The sequence below is a fragment of the Comamonas sp. genome, assembly GCF_036666375.1.
Classification (GTDB): domain Bacteria; phylum Pseudomonadota; class Gammaproteobacteria; order Burkholderiales; family Burkholderiaceae_C; genus Comamonas.
The window spans coordinates 1-20,618 of the sequence record NZ_JAVWWA010000061.1 but is presented as its reverse complement, the minus strand read 5'-3'; the positions used below and the strand labels follow the sequence as shown (position 1 = coordinate 20,618).

At 67.3% G+C, this 20,618-nt stretch carries 18 protein-coding genes; 13 read left to right on the top strand and 5 right to left on the bottom strand.

Annotated elements, in window-relative coordinates; all coding sequences use genetic code 11:
* The first annotated feature begins 38 nt into the window (after positions 1-38).
* The 9 genes from RR928_RS15185 to RR928_RS15145 all read left to right on the top strand — a co-directional run bounded on the left by RR928_RS15185 (position 39) and on the right by RR928_RS15145 (position 10,504).
* Complete coding sequence (locus RR928_RS15185; RefSeq protein ID WP_332538142.1) at positions 39-1,514, top strand: MmgE/PrpD family protein; 1,476 nt, start codon at positions 39-41, stop codon at positions 1,512-1,514.
* Entirely contained in the window at positions 1,511-3,268 is a 1,758-nt protein-coding gene (locus RR928_RS15180) for a thiamine pyrophosphate-requiring protein (RefSeq protein WP_332683155.1), read from the top strand. Before RR928_RS15185 ends, RR928_RS15180 begins: the two co-directional genes overlap by 4 nt.
* A gap of 43 nt (positions 3,269-3,311) precedes the next feature.
* Entirely contained in the window at positions 3,312-4,289 is a 978-nt protein-coding gene (locus RR928_RS15175; RefSeq protein ID WP_332538144.1) for a hydroxymethylglutaryl-CoA lyase, read from the top strand.
* Between the two features lie 107 nt (positions 4,290-4,396).
* Entirely contained in the window at positions 4,397-5,611 is a 1,215-nt protein-coding gene (locus RR928_RS15170) for an acyl-CoA dehydrogenase family protein (protein ID WP_332538145.1), read from the top strand.
* A 21-nt stretch (positions 5,612-5,632) separates the two neighbouring features.
* Positions 5,633-6,157: an FAS1-like dehydratase domain-containing protein gene (locus tag RR928_RS15165; RefSeq protein WP_332538146.1), complete on the top strand. Its 525-nt coding sequence runs from the start codon at positions 5,633-5,635 to the stop codon at positions 6,155-6,157.
* A gap of 16 nt (positions 6,158-6,173) precedes the next feature.
* Positions 6,174-6,674, top strand: a complete 501-nt coding sequence (locus RR928_RS15160) for a MaoC family dehydratase (RefSeq protein ID WP_332538148.1) — start codon at positions 6,174-6,176, stop codon at positions 6,672-6,674.
* The gene (locus RR928_RS15155) at positions 6,664-9,261 is read left to right on the top strand and encodes a CaiB/BaiF CoA transferase family protein (protein ID WP_332683152.1); all 2,598 of its coding nucleotides are present in this window, start codon (positions 6,664-6,666) and stop codon (positions 9,259-9,261) included. Before RR928_RS15160 ends, RR928_RS15155 begins: the two co-directional genes overlap by 11 nt.
* The gene (locus tag RR928_RS15150; protein WP_332538151.1) at positions 9,209-9,793 is read left to right on the top strand and encodes a cysteine hydrolase family protein; all 585 of its coding nucleotides are present in this window, start codon (positions 9,209-9,211) and stop codon (positions 9,791-9,793) included. The genes RR928_RS15155 and RR928_RS15150 overlap by 53 nt, the downstream gene beginning before the upstream one ends.
* 66 nt (positions 9,794-9,859) lie before the next feature.
* Positions 9,860-10,504: a TetR/AcrR family transcriptional regulator gene (locus RR928_RS15145; protein ID WP_332538152.1), complete on the top strand. Its 645-nt coding sequence runs from the start codon at positions 9,860-9,862 to the stop codon at positions 10,502-10,504.
* A gap of 56 nt (positions 10,505-10,560) precedes the next feature.
* Here RR928_RS15145 and RR928_RS15140 read toward each other — a convergent pair whose 3' ends face one another.
* The 5 genes from RR928_RS15140 to RR928_RS15120 all read right to left on the bottom strand — a co-directional run bounded on the left by RR928_RS15140 (position 10,561) and on the right by RR928_RS15120 (position 16,341).
* Positions 10,561-12,018 carry an NAD-dependent succinate-semialdehyde dehydrogenase gene (locus RR928_RS15140; RefSeq protein ID WP_332538153.1) on the bottom strand — a complete coding sequence of 486 codons (1,458 nt, stop codon included), beginning with the start codon at positions 12,016-12,018 and terminating at the stop codon, positions 10,561-10,563.
* Between the two features lie 187 nt (positions 12,019-12,205).
* Positions 12,206-13,393, bottom strand: coding sequence for an FAD-dependent monooxygenase (locus RR928_RS15135; protein ID WP_332683149.1), 1,188 nt, complete (start codon positions 13,391-13,393; stop codon positions 12,206-12,208).
* A 20-nt stretch (positions 13,394-13,413) separates the two neighbouring features.
* Positions 13,414-14,391, bottom strand: coding sequence for a Bug family tripartite tricarboxylate transporter substrate binding protein (locus RR928_RS15130; protein WP_332538155.1), 978 nt, complete (start codon positions 14,389-14,391; stop codon positions 13,414-13,416).
* Between the two features lie 95 nt (positions 14,392-14,486).
* A complete protein-coding gene (locus RR928_RS15125) occupies positions 14,487-15,440 on the bottom strand; it encodes a cupin domain-containing protein (protein ID WP_332538156.1) in 954 nt (317 codons plus the stop codon).
* A gap of 1 nt (position 15,441) precedes the next feature.
* A complete protein-coding gene (locus RR928_RS15120) occupies positions 15,442-16,341 on the bottom strand; it encodes a fumarylacetoacetate hydrolase family protein (protein WP_332548715.1) in 900 nt (299 codons plus the stop codon).
* Between the two features lie 200 nt (positions 16,342-16,541).
* Here RR928_RS15120 and RR928_RS15115 point away from each other — a divergent pair, with 200 nt between their 5' ends.
* The 4 genes from RR928_RS15115 to RR928_RS15100 are packed head-to-tail and all read left to right on the top strand — an operon-like array spanning position 16,542 to position 20,337.
* Positions 16,542-17,303, top strand: a complete 762-nt coding sequence (locus RR928_RS15115) for an IclR family transcriptional regulator (protein ID WP_332683146.1) — start codon at positions 16,542-16,544, stop codon at positions 17,301-17,303.
* Positions 17,304-17,305: 2 nt separating this feature from the next.
* Entirely contained in the window at positions 17,306-18,478 is a 1,173-nt protein-coding gene (locus RR928_RS15110; protein ID WP_332538161.1) for a CaiB/BaiF CoA transferase family protein, read from the top strand.
* Positions 18,479-18,515: 37 nt separating this feature from the next.
* Complete coding sequence (locus RR928_RS15105; RefSeq protein WP_332683145.1) at positions 18,516-19,388, top strand: citryl-CoA lyase; 873 nt, start codon at positions 18,516-18,518, stop codon at positions 19,386-19,388.
* Between the two features lie 19 nt (positions 19,389-19,407).
* Complete coding sequence (locus tag RR928_RS15100) at positions 19,408-20,337, top strand: acyl-CoA thioesterase domain-containing protein (RefSeq protein ID WP_332683144.1); 930 nt, start codon at positions 19,408-19,410, stop codon at positions 20,335-20,337.
* Positions 20,338-20,618 lie beyond the last annotated feature (281 nt).

Below are 20,618 nucleotides of genomic sequence, written 5' to 3'. Positions count from 1 at the left end.
GCTTGCTGTAATTTTGAAGTGCGCTTTAAAATTACAACATGCATCAAACAAATACCAATGCTCAGAATTCCAACGCCACCAAGGACTCCCTGCGTAGCCTGACGCAGCGCGTGGCGCAGCATTGGGCGCAACGTACTTTCGACGAACTGCCGCAGACCGACGTGGACATGGTTCGCCAGCGCCTGCTGGATACGCTGGCCGCGGGTATTGCGGGCATAGACGCCGAGGAAACCGCGGCCGTGCGCGCCGGCATGCTGGCCATCCACGGCCAGGCAGGCAGCGCGGCCGGCGCTGCGCTGTGGGGCACGGACCTGAAGCTGCCCGCGCCCCAGGCCGCGCTGGTCAATGGCACGGCAGCGCATGCGCGCGAGCTCGACGACTTCGATGGCTGCGGGCATACCGGCGCCGTGGTCGTTCCCGCCGTCATGGCCGTGGCCCAGGGCTGCGGCGCCGACGGCGCGACGGTGATGACGGCGATTGCCGCCGGCTACGACCTGGCGGGACGCATGCTCAATGCCGCCGGCGGCTACCGCCCGCACAACGCTCTGGGCTGGCACTCGACGGCCACCTGCGGCACGTTCGGCGCGGCCCTGGCCGCCGCCCGCGTGCTCGGCCTCGACGCCGATCGCACGGCGCAGGCGCTGGGCATCGCCGGCTCGTACATGGGCGGCGTCTGGGCTTTCATGCAGGACGGCGCCATGACCAAGCGCATGCACCCGGGCAAGGCCGCCGAGACCGGCGTCACGGCCGCCTACCTGGCCCAGGCCGGCATGACCGGGCCGGCGCAGATTCTCGAAGCGCCCTGGGGCGGTTTCTTCACCACCTACTGCGGCGCGCATGCCCAGCCGCAGCGCGTGCTCGAACAGCTGGGGGAGTTCAATGCGATTGCCCTCACGGGTATCAAGCCCTACGCCTGCTGCCGCGCGTCCCACGGCGCCATCGATGCCCTGCTGGAGCTGCGCGCCGCCCATGGCCTGCGCGCCCAGGACATCGCCCGCATCGATGTGCATTGCCCCGCACATACCGTCAAGCTCGTCGGTAGCCATCGCGTGGACAACGTGCTGGAAGCGCAAATGAGCATGCCCTATGCGTTGGCGGTGACCGCGCTCAGCGGCCGCGCCGATCTGCCCCAGTTCGCGCCGCTGCAGACCGACGACCCGGAAGTGCGTCGCCTGATCGCGCACACGCACTTGCACCCAGACCTGCCGGCCGAGCATGTGCACGGCCCGCTGCTCAAGCTGCAGTGCGTCGACGGCCGCCGCCTGCAGGCCCAGGTGCAGTTCGCCAAAGGGCATGCGCGCAACCCGATTTCCGCGGCCGAGTTGCGTGCCAAGGCGCAGTCGCTGATTGCGCCGCCGCTGGGCCAGGCGCGCTTTGAAGCGCTGGAACAGGCCGTGGACCAACTGCACGCGCACCACGACTTCGACACTTTTGCCGCCTTGCTGCAAGCCGCATCGCCAGCTGGCGTCTTGCCTTCTTCACCCCGCTCCCACTTTCTGCAGGATACGCAATGAACATGCTCCGAGAACTGCCCGGCGACGCCGCTGCGCCACCGGCTTCCGACACTTCCTCCCCTTCGGTCGCCGAAGCCTATCTGTCCCTGCTCAAGACGCGCGGCATCGACTACTTCTACATTGGCGCGGGCACCGACACCGCGCCCATCGTCGAGGCCTATGCCAAGGGCGCGCAGACGGGCCAGGACTTTCCCACGCCCGTGGTCGCCGTGCATGAAAACCTGGCCGTGGGCATGGCCCATGGCTACTACATGGTCACCGGCAAGCCCCAGGCGGTGATGCTGCATGTGACCGTGGGCGCAGCCAATGCGGTCTGCGGCCTGATGAATGCGGCGCGCAGCCAGGTGCCGATGTTCTTCACGGCGGGACGCACGCCGCTGTATGAAAAAGGCGTGCTCGGCGCACGCAACAGTCCCATCCACTGGGCGCAGGAAATGTTCGACCAGGCGGGCATGGCGCGCGAGCTGGTCAAGTGGGACTACGAACTGCGCGATGGCCGCAATGTCGACGAAGTCGTGGACCGCGGCCTGTCGATCGCCATGGCCGAGCCGCGCGGCCCGATCTACCTGACGCTGCCGCGCGAAGTGCTGGCCCAGCCCATGCCCGCCGATTACCAGCGCCGCCCGGCCCAGCCCGTGGTCAGCCCCGCCTACCCCGATCCCCATGGCGTGGCACGCATCGCGCAGGCCATCAAGCAGGCCAGGTATCCGCTGTTTGTCGTCAGCTCCAGCGGTGCCGACACCCAGACCGTGGCGGTGCTCGACGCCCTGCTGCGCAACTACGGCATCGGCGTGGCCGAAAGCATGGGCCACTATGTGAACGTGCCGTATGACCACCCCCACCACCTGGGACATGACGCAACGGCCGTGGTGGCCCGCGCCGACGTGGTGATCGCGCTGGAAAGCGACGTGCCCTGGGTGCCCGGGCGGGCCGAGCCCGCCGCCGACGCCTTCATTGCACAGATCGGAGTGGACCCGCTGTTCCAGGATCTGCCGCTGCGCAGCTTCCAGTCCACGGTGACGCTGGTGTCGCGCGCACTGCCGTTCCTGCAGGCGCTGGCCGCCGAGCTGGCACGCATAGCCGCCGCCGACAGCGCCGCGGCGCGCGCCGCCACGATCAGCGCGGACAGCCAGGCCTGGCGCGCCACCCTCGCGCAGCAAGTGGCGCAGGACCAGGCCCAGGGCGGCCTGATCACCAAGCAATACCTGTCGAGCGCCATCGACCAGGTGCGTGGCGAGGACTCCATCGTCATCAGCGAGTACACGATACGGGCCGAGCACATGTCGTTCACCCAGCCCGGCTCCTACTTCCTGAACTCCACCGCCGGCGGCCTGGGCTGGGGCTTTCCCGCGGCACTGGGCGCGCAGCAGGCCGCGCCCGACAAGCTGGTGATCTGCGTGCAAGGTGACGGCGCCTACATGTTCACCAACCCGGCGTCGTGCCACCAGGCGGCGGAAATGCATGGTCTGCCGGTGCTGATGATCGTCTTCAACAACCACCACTGGCAGGCCGTGGAGCAGACCACGCTGGCCGTCTACCCCGATGGCGCCACGCGCGCCCACGTCAAGGAACATGGCCACGCCCCGCTGTCGGGCCTGGGCCATATGCCGGACTTCGAGCTGTATGCCCAGGCCTCGGGCGGCTACGGCGAAAAGGTCTCGACCCGCGAGCAGCTACTGCCCGCGCTGCAGCGCGCCATCCACGCGGTCACGGTGGAAAAACGCCATGCGCTGCTCAACGTGATGGGCGCCTGAGCCCCCTGCCCCGATCTCCATTTCATTGTGACGAGGAATTGCCATGTACGACTTCCCCAAAGCGGTTGCCATCAAAGAAGAAGGTCCGCGCGAAGGTTTCCAGATTGAAAAAGGCCAGATCAGCACCGACGACAAGGTGCGCCTGATCGACGCCCTGTCGCTGACCGGCCTGCAGCAGATCGTGGTCTGCTCGTTTGTCAATCCCAAGGTGGTGCCGCAGATGGCCGACGCCGACGAGATCTGCCGGCGCATCACGCGCCAGCCCGGTGTGAAGTACACCGGCGTGTGGCTCAACGAAAAGGGCCTGGACCGCGCCAAGGGCACGGGCGTGCTGGACATCACCGGCGCGATCACGCTCACCGCCTCGGCCACCTTCCTGCAGAAGAACCAGAACTCCAGCTTCGAGCACAACCAGGCCGAAGCCAGCCGTATCGCCGCCAACTTCGCCGCCAGCCAGATTCCGGTGCGCAATGTGAATGTCGCCTCGGCCTTCGGCTGCAACTTCGACGGCGACATCCCGCTCGAGCGCGTGCTGTCGCTGATCGACGCCGGCCTGCGCATCGCCCGGGAGAATGACCTGCAGCCCGAACGCATCAGCCTGCTCGACACCATGGGCTGGGCCACGCCGGTGGCGATTCGCCGCACCGTGGGCGCCATCCGCGAGCGCTTCCCCGACAAGCAGATCGGCCTGCACCTGCACGACACCCGCGGCATGGGCATCGCCAACGCCTATGCCGGCCTGGAGATGGGCGTGACCTCGTTTGACGCCTGCGTCGGCGGCCTGGGCGGCTGCCCGTTTGCCGGCAACCCGGGCGCGGCCGGCAACGTCTGCACCGAAGACCTGGTGTTCATGCTCAACGAGATGGGCATAGAGACCGGCATCGACCTGGACAAGCTGATCGAGTGCGCGCAACTGGCCGAGGAGATCGTCGGCCACCCGCTGCCCGGCCGCGTGAAGCTGGGGCGCAACCTCGACCGCATCCGCGACCGGGTGCGCCAGGCCCAGGCCGTCGCCGCCTGAGCCGCCGCGGCGCCCGCCGTACACCGCCGCATTGCCACGCCTGCACGGCGCCCTTCGGGTGCGCTGCGGGCAGTGGCACGCCCCAAAAACCTTTACCGAGAATGAACATGAACGCAGTTGCCGAATTCGATGCGGACGCCCCCAGCTTCCAGCTTCCTCCCATGGTCCAGGAGATCCGCGACATGACGCGCCGCATCGTGCGCGACGAACTGATGCCGCTGGAGCAGCAGTACCTGGCCAGCGATTGGGCCACCTATGGCGCGGCGATGGAAAACCTCAAGGGCGTGTTCGACCAGAAGGTCGTCGACCGGCTGGTGGCAATCTCCAAGGACACCGGCCTGTGGAACATGACCGTGCCCGAGGAGCACGGCGGCACCGGCATGGGCCTGCTGGCCCAGATCGTCGTCAGCGAGGAGCTGCACTACTGCGCCGTGCCGTTTCCCATGGCGTCCGTGCCCAACATCCTGTACGAGTCCACCGGCGACCAGGTCGAGCGCTTTCTCAAGCCGGTGATTGCCGGCGACAAGACCGCCTGCTTCGCGCAGACCGAGGCCAATGCGGGCTCGGACCCCGGCGGCATGATGCAGACCCGCGCCACCAAGACCGAAGGCGGCTGGCTGATCAATGGCACCAAGATGTGGATCTCCAACGCCATGAGCTCGGACATCATCCAGGTGCAGGCGGTGACGGATGCCGAGAAGCGCCAGCGCGGCGGCATCACGATGTTCATCGTGGAAAAGGGCACCCCAGGCCTGCACATCGAGGAAAGCGGCATCCGCACCTGGCTGGGTTCGCGCTCGGCGCAGTACGTGGTGCATTTCGACAACGTGTTCGTTCCGGACGGCAACGTGCTGGGCGCCGTGGGCAACGGCTTTCGCCTGGGCCAGCGCTGGCTCACGATCCATGACCGCCTGCTGCGTGCGCCCCAGGCGCTGGGCCGCATGCAGCGCTCGCTCGACATGTCGGTGGAATGGGCCAAGCAGCGCGTGACTTTCGGCAAGCCGCTGTCCGAGCGCCAGGCCATCCAGTGGCGCCTGGTCGACATGCACGTGGACATCGAGGCGCTGCGCGCCATGACGTACGCCGCCGCCGCGCGCGGCGACCGCGGCGAGGACGTGCGCAACGAGGCCTCGCTGGTCAAGTTCACCGCCGGCGAATGGGGCGCCCGCACGCTGGACCACGCGATCCAGATCCATGGCGCCATGGGCGAAGCCCTGGAGCTGCCGCTCACGGTGTTCTACCGCCTGCTGCGCCACCTGCAGATCGGCGGCGGCACGACCGAGATGCAAAAGATGCTGATCGCGCGTCAGCTGCTCAAGTAAACCCGCGCAAAGGAAGACGACATGTCCCATATCACTCCAGAAATGCAGGCCTTGATCGGCGTCGCCGGCGAAGTGCAGACCGCGCCCACGCCGCTGGGCCCCGACACGCTGCGCCGCTTCACCCAGGCCGTGATGGAAAGCGATCCCGTGCACTGGGATCCGATCGAGGCCGAACGCCGTGGCTTTGGCGTGCCTGTCGCCACGCCGCTGCAGCCCATGCACCTGTTCGCGCGCCCCGCGGGCACGCCCGATACCTTCGAGCGCTTCCAGGACAAGCCCGGCTGGGACGGCATGGGCGGCACCGTCAGCAAGGGCCTGCCCAGCCTGAACCTGCCGTTCAAACGGCTGCTCAACGGCGGTTATGCCTGCGAGTTCTTCCAGCTGGCCAAGCTCGGCGACCTGGTCAGCCGCCAGTCGCGCTACGTGGAGCTCAGCGAGCGCGAGTCCTCCTCGGGCCCGATGATCGTCTTCAAGACCGAGACGCTCTACACCAACCAGCATGGCGAAAAGCTGCTGCGCATCGTCCACACCGAACTCGCGCGCTGATCCAGGAGATACAGGAATGAGCCAAGCTAGCAACAATGCCCCGGTCTTCGAGGACCTGCGCGTGGGCGACGACATCACCGCGCTGGTGCGCGGCCCCATCACCACCTCGCACCTGATGCGCTGGTCGGCCGCCATCGAGAACTGGCACCGCATCCACTACGACCTGCCGTTCGCCACGGAACACGACAAGCTGCCCGGCCTGCCGGTCAACGGCACCTGGAAGCAGCACTTCCTGGTGCAGATGATGCGCGAGTGGCTGACGCCTGCAGGTTGGCTGTGGAAGATCGACTTCAGCTTCCGCAAGCTGGATGTCGCCGGCAGCACCCTGACCGCCTGGGGGCGGATCACCGCGCTCGAGGAGCGCGATGGCATGGGCTACGTGACCTGCGAGATCGGCATCCGCAACCAGGACGGCCAGGAAAGCACGCCCGGCACGGCCATCGGCGTGCTGCCGCTCCAACAGGGCAAAGTCGTTCCCTATCCCTATCCCGACGCGTTTGCCAGCCATGACGCATGACGCCCCCTCCACCGGTGCGCTGCATGGCGCGCGCGTGGTCGAACTCGGCAGCCATCTGGCAGCCCAGTTCGGCGCGCGGCTGCTGGGCGACTTCGGCGCGCAGGTGCTCAAGATCGAAGGCCCGCAAGGCGATGCGCTGCGCCGCGAGGGCCCCTACGTCCCCGGCGCAGCGCACAGCGCGCTGTTCGAATACCTGAACTGGAACAAGCAAAGCCTGCAACTCGATCCGGCAATGCCGCAGCACGCGCACACGCTGGCGCAGCTGCTGCAAGGCGCCGACATCTTGATCTACGGCCTGGGCCCCGCGGAGGCGGCACAGGCCTGGAACTGGACTGCGCAGGCGCTGCACCAGCGCTTCCCGCACCTGGCCATCGTGGCGGTGAGCGACTTCGGCTCGCAGGGCCCCAAGTCCCACTGGCAGGGCGGCGATCTGGTGCTGCAGGCCATGGGCGGCATCATGTCCTTCAGCGGCCTGCAAGACCGCGAGCCGCTCAAGCCGGGTCTGCGCCAGTCGGCCTATTGCGCCGGCCTCAATGGCGCCTACACCGCGATGGCGGCCTACTTTCATGCGCTGCGCGCCGGCCAGGGCAGCCTGGTCGACCTGTCGTCCATGGAAGTCGTGGCCTCGGAACTGGTGTCGGTGTTTCCGGCCTACTCGCTGGCGGGCGTGGTGGCCGCGCGCCGCTCGGCGGTGCAGGACCCGTTGCTCAGCGGCGAGCCGCTGCCGGTGCGCGATGGCTATGTCACGCTGCAGGTCAACCCTTTGTACGGGCCGGAGCGCTTTGCCCAGCTGCTGGGCGAGCCACGCCTGTGCGACCCGCGCTTTGCCTCGCAGCAAGGTCGCATCGACCATGCCGAAGAACTGCGCGCATTGCTGCACGCCTGCCTGGCGCAGCGTTCGGGCCGCGAACTGTTCGAGCAGGCCAACGAGCAAGGCCTGCTCAGCGGCGTGCTGCAATCGGCCGCGCAACTGATGGAGTGCGACCATCTGGCGCAACGCGATATCTGGGTCGAGGCAGGCGCTGCGCACGGCGCGCCATGGAAGCTGCCGGCACGCATCGCCCATCTGTCGGCAACGCCGGTGGCGCTGCGCCAGCCCGCCCCGGCGCTGGGCAGCAAGCCGCTGGCCGAAGCACTGGCCGAAGCCGCGGCGGCAAGCGCACGCCGGGCACCGGCGCACGCGCCAGCGCTGGCGCCCTGCGCGCCGCCAGCGCCTCTGGCGGGGCTGCGCGTGCTCGACCTGTCCACCGTCTTTGCCGCGCCCTACATGGGCGCGCTGCTGGCCGACCTGGGCGCAGAAGTCATCAAGATCGAAGCCCCCAAGCGACTCGACCAGCTGCGCGCCGGCGGCTTTGGCTATCTGGTGGACAACGATCCGGGCGAGGCCGGCTGGAACCGCTGCTCGACTTTCCAGATGCTTAACCGCGGCAAGCGCTCGCTCGTTCTGGACCTGCAGACCGCCGCCGGACGCGAGGTGCTGTGCGAGCTGGTGGCGCAAAGCGATGTGCTGATCGACAACTTCACCCCGCGGGTGATGCGCGGCTGGGACCTGCCGTATGAGAAGCTGGCCGCGCTGAATCCGCGCCTAGTCATGCTGTCGAACACCGGCTATGGCTCCACCGGCCCCTGGTCCGAATTCAAGGCCCAGGGCACGACCCTCGAGGCCACGATGGGCCTGAGCGCCTATGCGGGCTACGCCGGCGAAGCCGCTACCAAGGTCGGCCAGTCCTATCCGGACTTCCTCGCCGCCTGGTCGGGCATGAGCTGCATCATGGCGGCGCTGGTGCACCGCGAAAAGACCGGCCAGGGCCAGTGGATAGACCTGGGCATGTACCAGCTGGGCGCGATGGTCATTCCTGAAGCCTTCATTGCCGTGCAGGGCGGCGGGCCCGATGTCGCCTGCCGCGGCAATGCCGAGTGGGGCGCCGCGTTCAGCGGCGTGTTCCCGGCTGCGGGCGACAACCAGTGGGTGGCGGTCAGCGCTGGCCGTGCACCGGCCCTGGCGCAGCTGCTGTGCATCCTGGACCTGCCCGCAGGCGCAGCCGCGCAGCAGATAGAGAGCGCCTGCCGCGCCTGGTGCCTGCAGCGCGGCGCCCAGTCCGCGGCCGAGCAGCTGCAGTCTGCGGGCGTGGCCGCCGGCGCCGTCAACGACGCCGGCGACCTGCTGCGCGAGCCGCAGCTGCTGGCGCGCGGCTTCTTCGAGCGTGTCGACTTCGGCGGCGACATCGGCGTGCGCGCACTCATAGGCCGGCCCTACCAATGGCAGGGCGCGCAGGTGGGCATACGGCGGCGGGCCCCGCATTTCGGCGAGGACAACGCCGCCGTGCTCGAGTCGCTGCAGCTGCCCCCCGAGCGCGTGGCGGCGCTGCGCGCCAGCCAGGTCGTCAGCGACACGCCGCTCAAGCCGCCGCAGTTGCGCCCCATCGACATCGCGTCGCTGGTGGCGCGCGGCACGATCAAAACCTATGACAGCCGCTACCGCGAACTCTCGTCCGCGTTTCCTTCCTCTACCACTTACTTAAAGACTTTCACCCATGACCTCCTCTGTCTACCTCGTGCTGGATATGCAAAACGAACTGGTCCATGAAGATGGCCCGGCCGCCAAAGGCCCCATGGGCCCCCTGCTCCAGCAGCGCCGCACGCTGGAAAACACCCAGCTGGCCATAGCGCGCGCGCGCGCCGCCGGTGTGAAGATCGGCTTTGTGCGCGTCGGCTTCTCGGCCGACTACCACGAGTGTCCGGCAGGTTCGCCGCTGTTTGGCGGCGCGGCTAAGGCCGGCATGTTCCAGCTCGGCACCTGGGGCACGGAAATCCACCCCGCGCTGGAACAGCGCCCGGGCGACATCCAGGTCACCAAGCACCGTGTCAGCCCGTTCTACTCGACCACTCTGACAGCCCAGCTCAACGCCGCAGGTATTCGCCGCATATACTGTTCGGGTGTCGCCACGCAAGCCGTGGTACAGGCCTGTGTGCGTGATGCCCATGACCGCGACTTCGAGGTCATCGTGATCGAGGATGCCTGCTGTGCACACTCCGAGCAGGAGCACCAGAATTCGATACAGAGCATTGCTCGTTTTTGCACGGTGGAAAAAGCCGCTACCGTTAACTTCGCCGCCTGAGTGTGAATGCACCGCCGCGGCATAGTCACCTACATGTCCGAAGAACTCACCCTCCCCACTGAAACCTTGAGTGTTCGCGAACGCGGAAAACAGCGCCGCCGCATCCGTATCAAGGAAGCGGCGCGCACGGTGTTTTTGGAACGTGGCTACGAAGCCGCGACCACGCGCGAGATCGCCGATCGCGCGGATGTATCGCAAGGCACCTTGTTTGCCTACGCGCCGACCAAGTCCGAACTGCTGCTGATGATCATCAACGATGATCTTGAAGTGCTGCGCGCCGACCGCTTCGGCAGCGAGACCGTGACCCGGCCGCTGATCGAGATACTGATGGATTTCGCCGGCCGCGACATGACTTACTGGGCCCAGTACCCCGAAATGGCGCGCCAGGCCAGACGCGAGGTCGGCGTGGTGCTGCTGGGCCGACCTTCAGGCCCCGAAGCCCTGCGCTATGCGGCCTGGAAACCCACCTTGCTGCAGAGCCTGGCGGCCATCGTGCGCGACAAGCAGAGTGCCGGTTTTCTGCGCCCCGAGGTCTCGGCCGAACTGGTGGCCGAGCTGTGGTGGGCCATCTACAACCAGAACCTGCACAACTGGCTGGTGTCGGACAAGCCCGATGTGGCCAAGGGCCTGTCGCAGCTGCGCAATCTGCTGCAGTTGGCGATTGCCGGCATACAGCCGTTCAGCGCGACCACTCTGCCGGCCGCGCATTGAGCCGAAGGACTGCGGCGGCCAGCAGCTGCTTGCCGCCGGCCGTCAGGCCTTTCTCCTCATAGCGCCATGATGGACACGCTCTTGGTGTTCAGATAGGACTCGAGCGCTTCTGGCCCGCCCTCGGAGCCATAGCCCGAGTCCTTCACGCCGCCGAACGGCATTTCGGCCGACGCCGAGGCCGGCTGGTTGATCCACAGCATGCCGGCTTCCAGGCCGTGCGCCAGCTGATGGGCCGTGCGCAGCGAGCGCGTATAGGCATAGGAAGCCAGGCCGAAAGGCAGGCGGTTGGCCTCGGCGATCGCGTCCTCGATGCGGCTGAAGGCCTGCAGCGCGGCGATGGGGCCGAACGGCTCCTCGTTGAAGACCTGGGCAGCGCGCGGCACATCGGTCAGCACCGTGGGCGCCCAGAAATTCCCGCTGCTGCCCAGGCGCTCGCCGCCCGTGGCCAGCGCCGCGCCACGGCCGCAGGCATCCTCGACCAGTGCCTGCATCGCCGTGATGCGCCGTGCATTCGCCAGCGGGCCCATGGTGGTGTCTGCGTCCAGCCCGTTGCCGACCTGCAGCGCGCGCGCCTGCGCGACAAACGCCGCGGCAAAATCCTGCAGGATGCTCGCGTGCACCAGAAAACGCGTGGGCGCGATGCAGATCTGGCCCGCGTTGCGGAACTTGCCGGCGCTGGTGCAGCGCGCGGCCAGCGCGATGTCGGCGTCCTCGGCAATGATTACCGGCGCATGGCCGCCCAGCTCCATGGTCACGCGCTTCATGTGACGGCCGGCCAGCGCCGCCAGTTCCTTGCCTATCGGCGTGGAGCCGGTGAAGGTGAGCTTGCGTATCACCGGGCTGGCGATCAGATGGGCGGAAATCTGCGCCGGGTCGCCGAACACCAGGCCCACGGCCCCGGGCGGCAGTCCCGCATCGACCAGGGCGGCAATCACCGCCGCCGGCGCCGAAGGCGTTTCCTCGGGCGCCTTGACCAGGCAGGAGCAACCCGTGGCCAGCGCCGCGCCGAGCTTGCGCACCACCTGGTTGATGGGGAAATTCCAGGGCGTGAAAGCGGCCACCGGGCCTACGGGCTCCTTGAGCACCATCTGCTGCACGCCCGGATTGCGCGCCGGCACGATGCGGCCGTAGACGCGCAGGCCTTCGTCGGCAAACCATTCGAGGATTTCCGCCCCGGCCAGCACTTCGCCGCGCGCTTCGGCCAGCGGCTTGCCCTGCTCCTGCGTCAGGTTGCGCGCAATACCGTCGGCGCGCTCGCGCAGCAGCGCCGCGGCGCGGCGCAGCACGCTGGAGCGGTCGTGCGCGCTGACGTCGCGCCACCGCAGGAAGCCGCGCTGCGCCGCGGCCAGCGCCCGGTCGAGGTCGGCGACGCTGGCATGCGCCACCTTGCCTATGGCCTGGCCCGTGGCCGGGTTGAGCACCTGTATGCTTTTGCCGCCCGTGGCTTCGACCCACCGGTTGTCGATCAGCAGTAGCGTATCGGGGTAGCTGGCGGTGTCGGTTGCTGAGATCATCTCTTTCCTATCGCTGGGGATGGTCGCCTGGCCGGCGCCGTGCGGACATGGCGCGGCCGCGCCTGCGACGCGGCAGGCGTTTGGCATGGGTGGGGAACAAGGCGCGCGCAGCGCGCAGGCTTGCTGAGCGGCTTTCGCGCTCAGCGGTGCGGGCGGGCCGTCTCGGGCCCGCCCGGGCAGGGCTGGCTCAGATGGCGACCTTGGCCGCGTCGTAGGCGTAAAGCCAGTCGTAGCGGTCGGCGATGGGCTCGCTGCTCCACTCGCGCGCCAGATACCGGTCGGCGGACTCTTCCGTCGCCAGCTCGGGGCTGTGGAAACGCCCGGTGTTGGACGTGGCGCCGCGCACCATGCGGCTGGTGCGCTCGATGCGCGCGCTCTCGTAGCGCTGCAGCGCCGCCGCGGGCATGGCCTGGCCTTCTTCCAGGCAGCGCGCGAGCACCACGCCGTCTTCGATGGAGTGCACCGCGCCCTGGGCCAGGAAAGGCAGCGTCGCATGGCAGGCGTCGCCCATCAGGCTGACGCGGCCCAGCGACCAGCGCTCAATGGGCTCGCGCTTCATCAGCGCCCACTTGAGCAGCGTGGGGCTCAGGCGGATCATGGTCTGCACATCCGCGTGCCAGCCCGCGAAATCGGCCAGGCATTCCTCGGTGGTGCCGGGCTCGCAGCCGGCCTGGGTGGTCCAGGTCTTGCCTTCGATGGTGGCCACGAAGTTCATGATCTCGCCGCGGTGCAGCGGGTAGCTCACCACATGCGCACCCGGGCCTATCCAGGTGCTGCCCACATGCGCCTGCATGTGCGGCGGCAGCCGGTCCATGGGGATCAGGCCGCGCCAGGTCACCATGCCGGAGAACTCGGGATTGCACTCGCCCCACAGCGTGTTGCGGATCACCGAGCGCAAGCCGTCGGCGCCGATCAGCACGTCGCCGCGGATCTTGCGGCCGTCGGCCAGCACCAGCGTGGCGCCGGTGTCGTCCTGCTCCAGGCCGGCTGCGCGGCAGCCCAGATGGATGGCGTCGGGCTTGAGCGCACGCACGGCGTTGGCCAGCGTGTCGAGCAGGTCGGGGCGGTAGACCGTCAGGTAGGGATAGCCGTATTTCTCGATGGCGCTCTTGCCCAGGTCGAACAATGGCCAGGCCTTGCCCGTGTTCCACAGCCGGAACTCCTTGCGCACCGGGTCGCACGAAAGCTTCTGCAGGGTCTGGAAAACGCCCAGCGCGTCCAGCGCGCGGCAGCCATTGGGGCTGATCTGAATGCCCGCGCCGACTTCCTTGATCTCGGGTGCCTGCTCGTAGATCTCGACATCGATGCCCTTGCGCAGCAGTCCCAGCGCCGCCGACATGCCCCCGATACCGCCACCGGCAATAATTACTTTCATCTTGCTACTCCTGGTTGGATTCATTCGACCGTGATGTCAGCCTTGACGATCACATCGCGCCAGAGGCTGATTTCCTGCTGGAAAAACTGCTTGAACTCGGCGGCGCTGCGCTGCGAGGGATGGGCGCCGCGCTGGCTCAGGTAGGCGGCCAGCGCCGGCGACGCCATGACGTCGCGGATCGCCGCATTGAGGGCGTCGAGAATCGGTTGCGGCGTGCCGGCGCGCGCGAACATGCCGAACCAGGTGCTGGCAGCGAACTGGCCGTAGCCCGCCTCCTTGGCCGTGGGCACCTGCGCCAGCACCGGCCAGCGCTGCTCCCCGGTGATGAGCAGGCCGCGCAGCTTGCCGGCCTCGATGAAGGGCGCCAGGTTCGCGGCGTCGAGAAACACCACCTGGGTCTCGTTCTTCATCACCGACTGCATGGCCGACATCGCGCCCTTGTAGTTCACGGGCATCATCTTGACGCCGGCCTGCATGCAGAACAGTTCGCCCGCCAGGCGCGTGGAAGTGCCGGCAACCGCGGCATTGAGCGACTCGGGCCTGGCCTTGAGCAGCGCGACCAACTCGCCTATCGTCCTGGCCGGAACCTGGGGCGCGACGGCGATGGCGAACGGCAGCGACATCAGCTGCGCGACCGGCGCGAGATCGCGGGCCGCGTCGTAGCGGCTCTGGTGGCTCTTGTAGAGGCTGGGGTTGATGGCCGAGGCCGGCGTGTCGGTGAGCAGCGTGTAGCCGTTGGCCGGAGCGCCGAGCAGCGCGTTCATCCCGATGGCGCCCTGGCCGCCGGGGCGGTTCTCGACGATCACGGTCTGCCCCAGGCGCTTGCTCAGCCCTTCGGCGACCAGGCGGCTGGTGATGTCCACCGTGCTGCCCGCGTCATAAGGGGTCACGATACGGATCGGACCGCTGGGATAGGCTTTCGCGGAAGCCGCTGCGGCGGCGCCCGCGGTGGCGATGGCCGCGGCGCAGCCCGCTTGCAAAACAGTGCGACGTTGCATGAACTTGTCTCCTTGGAAATTTTCACGGGCACGGGTGGGGTGCGGCGGCATGCATGCGCCTGTCCTGCTTCCCCGCCAGCGCCCTGGGGGCCGATCTAGACGCTTTCGCTGATCACTTCTTCGCGCAGCATGCCGATGGCGCGCATCACCGGTTCATCGCTGGCACGCACCATGAAGCTCTCGACATCGGCTTCATGGCGGTAGGCACGCCAGGCGGGAATGGCGATCACATCGCCCATCGCCCATTCGATGGTTTCGCCGTCGACCACGCTGCGGCCGCGCCCCTGGATCACGGTGAAGATGCTGTTGGCCGTGGTGCGGCACAGGGCCGAGCGAAAGCCCGCATTGAAACTCTGCGCATGCAGGGCCACGGTGCGCAGCGCCGGATTGCCCAGCTCGGCCTCGCGCTGCGCCATGCCATGCGCGGGCGGAGCCGCGGCGGCCAGCGCCGCAAGCGTGTCTTCCCAGCGAAAAGCAATCGGCGAGCTGTCGGCATCGACCACATCGGGTTCGAGCTTGTCGGGATGGCGCTCGAAGAACATGCCTTCCATCAGGTGCACCAGCGGCACATCGAGCACATCCACCCAGTAGCAGTCCTCGTTGCCGTTGCTCGAATGCGAGTGCCAGGCCCAGCTGGGCGTCAGCAGCACGTCGCCGGGGCGCATCTCGACGCGCGTGCCATCGACCACGGTGTAGGTGCCCTTGCCTTCGAGAATGATGCGCAGCGCATTGGGCGTGTGGCGGTGGGCATCGGCGGTCTCGCCGGGCTTGATCAGCTGGTAGGCCGCGACCATCGAGCGCACCGTGGCATAAAGGTTGCCTTCCACGGGGTTGGTCATGGTCAGGTTGCGCCGGTCGGCCATTGCATGGTCCACCAGATGGCCGGCGGCATCCAGAATGGGCTTGACGTCGGCGTAGCGCCAGCGGAAAGGCACGAAGTTCTTGCGCGGTTCGGCCCACAGGGCGGGCGCGCGGCGGTGCCAGCCGCCTTCCACGCTCAGGCCGTCAAAGGCCTGGTACAGGGACTCCAGCGAATCGAGCTTGTTCATCTCAGGCCACCAGCGGTTGTTTCTTGATGTCCAGCACGTAGGGGTTCTCGAACACCACCGTGCGGCCCGAGCTACCCTGCACCACCTTCATGCACATCTCGCCGAGCTGGTCGATGCGGATGCGCACCACGTCGCCATCGACGATCCGGCCCACGCCCGCCGGCGTGCCGGTGGCGATGATGTCGCCGGGTTCCAGCGTCATCACCGAAGCCGCCATCTCGATCATTCCCGGGATGTCCAGCACCAGATCCCTGGTGTTGGCGCTCTGGCGCAGCTCGTCATTGACCCAGAGCTTCATCGCCAGGTTGGCGGGATCGCTGACCTCATCGGCCGTGGTGATCCACGGGCCCACCGGACAGAAAGTGTCGTAGGCCTTGCGGAACACGCGCTCCTCGCGTCCGCGCACCACCATGTCCATCAGGCAGGCGTAGCCGAAGACGTACTCCTGCCAGTCCTCGCGGCGCACATTGCGGCCCGACTTGCCGATGATGATGCCCAGCTCGGCCTCGTGGTGCACCTCGCGTCCGGGCAGGTCGGGCAGCTCGATGACATCGCTGGCGCCGCACAGCGACGACGCGGGCTTGAGGAAGAAGCCCTGGTGCGTGGCGCGGTAGTTGGCCTGCATTTCCTGGCCGTGATCGTTGTAGTTCACGGGATAGGCGATGACCTTGTTGGGCCAGGGCACGGGCGTCAGCAGCCGCACCGCCGACAATGCCAGGCGCGGGGCGCTGGCGAGCGCGGCTTCGATGCTGGCGCGCAGCTGCGTCCATGCTGCGATCATCTGCACGGCGCCGACCGGCGGCCACTGCTGGGGATCGACACCGACGACGTCCGTCACATCGAGCAATTCTTCACCGACGACGATGCCGATGCGACCTTCGTTAAAGCGGGCAATTTTCATGTCTTACGTCTCCATCATCTACAGCCAGCAAACCACAAAATCGATGCGCACAACAAATTTGTAGTTCGAATGAGCGAATTTTATCCAGGAAATTGCGCAGAAATCCATTTTTATTTTTGCAATGTTCTATTTTCCAATAAGTTTTCTTATTTTTCAGAACATCATTTACAATGACCACTCCAACGACACCATCTCCACGCATGCGCAAAACATCCCCTGCAACGCCCCTGGAAGACAACGCCGACGGCGTCGGCGTTGCCGCAGTGAACCGCGCACTGTCGCTGCTGGCCGCGTTCTCCAAACAGCGGCGCAGCTTCACGCTCACGCAGCTGGCCGAGCACACCGGGCTCTACAAGAGCACCGTGCTGCGGCTGGCGGAATCGCTGGAAATGGCCGGCTACCTCTATCGGGACCGCGAAGGCATCTACACCCTGGGGCCGGCGCCGCTGCAGCTCGCCTCCATCTACCGCAGCAGCCTGCACCCCTCCGAATTCGTCATGCCGGTGCTGCGCGAGCTCGCGGCTCTGACCGGGGAAAGCGCGGCGCTGTACACCCGCGCCGGCGACAAGCGGCTGTGCGCCTACCGCATCTCCTCTGCCCGCGCCATCAGCGACAACGTGCAGCAAGATGAGCTGCTGTCGCTGGACCGCGGCGCCGGCGGGCATGTCCTGCTGGCGTTTGCCGGCGAGCCCGGCGAGCGCTACGACGCCATCCGCCAGGGCCTGCTGTGCCTCACGATGGGCGAACGTGACCAGGAAACCGCGGCCATAGCCTGCCCGGTCTTCGGCGTTGACCAGAAGCTCGAAGGGGCGTTGTCGGTATCCGGCCCGCTGCACCGCTTTACCCCCGAAGCCATCCAGTCGATGCAGGGCCACTTGCTGGCCGGCGCGGCCAAGATCAGTACCCATTTCGGAGGAGACCCCTCCGTCTTCCTCGACCGCAACCCGCCAACCGGGACTTGACCATGACCCCTCTATTGAAGAACATCCGCGTTCTCGACCTCACCAATGTGCTTTCGGGCCCCTTTTGCGGCTATCAGTTGGCATTGCTGGGTGCCGACGTCATCAAGGTGGAATCGCCCGATGGAGGGGATCTGGCGCGCCAGCTCGGCGCAGACAAGGACCTCAACCAGCACTCCCTGGGTGCCTCGTTCCTGGCGCAAAACGGCAGCAAGAGGTCCATTGCCCTGGACCTCAAGAACCCGCAGGACATAGACACCTTCAAGCGCCTGGTCGAGACGGCGGATGTCGTGCTGGAGAACTTCCGCCCCGGCGTGATGGACCGGCTGGGCCTGGGCTGCAAGCAGCTGCAGGCGATCAAGAAGGACCTGGTGTACTGCGCCATTTCGGGCTTCGGCCAGGATGGTCCGCTGGCCAAGTCCCCGGCCTACGACCAGATCATCCAGGGCCTGTCGGGGCTGATGAGCATTACGGGAGACGAGCAGACCGCGCCGCTGCGTGTGGGCTATCCGCTGTGCGACACGCTTGGCGGCATCACCGCGGCGTTCTCGATCTGCGCCGCACTGGTACGCCGCGCGCAAACCGGCGAAGGCGCGATGCTCGATGTCTCCATGCTCGACTCGACGCTGGTGTCCATGGGCTGGATAGTCTCCAACCTGCTGATTGCCGGCCAGCAGCCCGTGCCCATGGGCAACGAGAATTTCACCGCCGCCCCATCGGGCACGTTCAGCACCGGCAATGGACCGATCAACATCGCCGCCAACAAGCAGCAGCAGTTCGAGCAGCTGTGCGACATCATCGGCGCGCCCGAACTCAAGACCGATGCCCGCTTTGCCGAGCGCGAGGCGCGCAAGAGCAACCGCTTCGCGCTCAAGGGCCTGATCGAGCAGCAGCTGTCGACGGCCGATGCCGCGAGCTGGGAAGCCCGCCTGAATGCCGCCGGCATTCCCGCCGGACAGGTGCTGAGCATGGAGCAGGCTCTGGGCCAGCCCCAGGTGAAGCACCGCCAGCTGTTTGCGAGCGTGCCCTTCGGGCATGCAGGCCGGGCCGAACTGCAGCTGGCGCGCAGCGGCTTTCATGTCGACGGCCAGGCCACGGGTCCGGCCAGCGCGCCGCCGCTGCGCGGCGAGCATGGCGATGACATCCTGCGCGAGCTGAACATCGCGGCCCTGGCCTGAGCCCGCCCTCCCTTTCATTCCTTCAATTGCGCGACCGATGAACACCTCACAACCGCTATCCGCCGAACAGCGTCTCGAGCAGGCCACCGACTGGTGGAGCACCTCCATCATCGACATCCGTCCCGGAGTGATCAATACCCGCGGCATCCCTATCCAGGATCTCATCGGCAAGATCAGCTTCCCGCAGATGATCTGGCTGATGCTGCGCGGCGACCTGCCCGGCGCCGAGCAGGCGCGCCTGCTCGAAGCTACGCTGGTGGCGGCGGTCGACCACGGCCCCCAGGCGCCCTCGATTGCGATTGCCCGGATGTCGGTCACCTGCGGGCTGCCGCTCAATGGCGCCATGGCCTCGGCCATCAATGTGCTGGACGACGTGCATGGCGGTGCAGGCGAGCAATGCCTGATGCTCTACCAAAGCATTGCGCAGCTGCTGCCCGAGGGGCCGGGCCCCCACCCTGAAGCGCTGCTGGACCGCGCCGTCGACCAGGGCCTGGAGGCCTTCGTGGCGGAACACGGCAAGATCATTCCCGGCTTCGGCCACCGCTTCCATCCCATCGATCCGCGCGTGGCGCCGCTGCTGGCCCTGGTCAACGAGGCCGCCGAGCAAGGCCATGTGGCAGGCACCTATGCCCGCATCTCGCGCGCGGTGGAGCGCGGCATCCAGCGGCGTACCGGCAAGGCGCTGCCCATGAACATCGACGGCGTGACCGCGGCAGTCTATGGCGAGCTGGGCTTTGCCCCGGCGCTGGCACGCGGCATTTTCATCCTCTCGCGCTCGGTAGGCATTCTGTCCCATGCCTGGGAGCAGTCGCAGCAAGGCCACCGCATCAAGGGACCTATGCCGACCTCCATTCCCTACCGCTACACCGGCCCCAAGGCCGATGCGGGGGACGCAGCAGCGGTGGAGTGATCAGCCAACAGGTGCATCCATGAACCTCAGCCCATGCGCGCGCCGCGTCCTGCAGGCACTGGCGGCCTACCGCACCCCCGGCTGGATGTTTGCCGGGCATTATCTCGACCTGGTCTACACGCAGGTCGACAAGGCGGCCACCGTGGTGGAGATGCAGGTGGGCGCGCACTGCGCGGCTGCCGATGGGCGCATCTCGCCGGCGGCACTGAGCATCCTCGCCGACGTGGCACTGGCGGGCGCCGTGCGCAGTGCATTCGGCCCGAGCGCGCGCGTCGCCACCTTGACCATCCGCTTGTCGTTTGCTGCGCTGCCCACGCACGGCGTCCTGAGGGCCGTCGCGCGGCTGCAGCAGATTCCGGCCAGCGGCACGATGCCGACCGCGGTCGCCAGCGTGGATATCCATGCCGAGGATGCAAGCGTGTGCTGCAGCGGCGCGGCCTCGTTTGCGGTGCTGGAAAACCGCCTGGGCAGTGCGGACCACCCCATGCCGCGCAGCAGCACGCTGGCGGCCGCGCCTGTGCTGTCGGCCCATGAATTGGATGACACGGAGCAAGCGGTCTGGGAACGCGCGCTGCAGGCCGGTCAGCAGCCGGGCCGGGGCAGCTTCATCGAGCAGTTCTGGGGCATCCTGCCCGAGCCGGCCAGCACGCCGGGACAGGCCCGGTGCCGCGTGGAATCGGGCATCCATATCGGCAATCGCTCGGGCCATGTCCAGGGAGGCGTGCTGCTTGGCGTGGCGGCAGCGACCTGTGCCGCGGCCATGCCGGCAAACTGGCAGCTGCTGGACCTGTCGGCACAATTCCTCGAGCCCGGCATCGGACCGCATATCGATGCCACTGCGACAGCGCTGCGCTCGGGCCGCAACCTGGCCGTCATGGATTGCCGGATTGCGGACGCGGCGGGCCAGACGATCTTTTGCGCGCAGGCCAGCGGTCTGCGCGGCCGCTGAGCCATTTTCGGCGCGGGAAATCGACGTTAAGCCTTGCGCCAGCAGCACACCAAGTCGACCTTCGATGCATTGCATCAGCAATGACATCGCAACGGCAAAAGCTGCCGGACGTACACGGCCCGTATTCCATCTTGAAGCGTCAGAGACTTCCGAGCAAGATCGCTTCCAGGAAACTGTCGTGTGCAGATGCACGACGCTTCTCAATACGCGCACACGCCGCACGGAAGCGACGCCCCCCGTTTTCGGTAGCGCTTCGCTTCTGACTCCAGGCTTAATTTGAC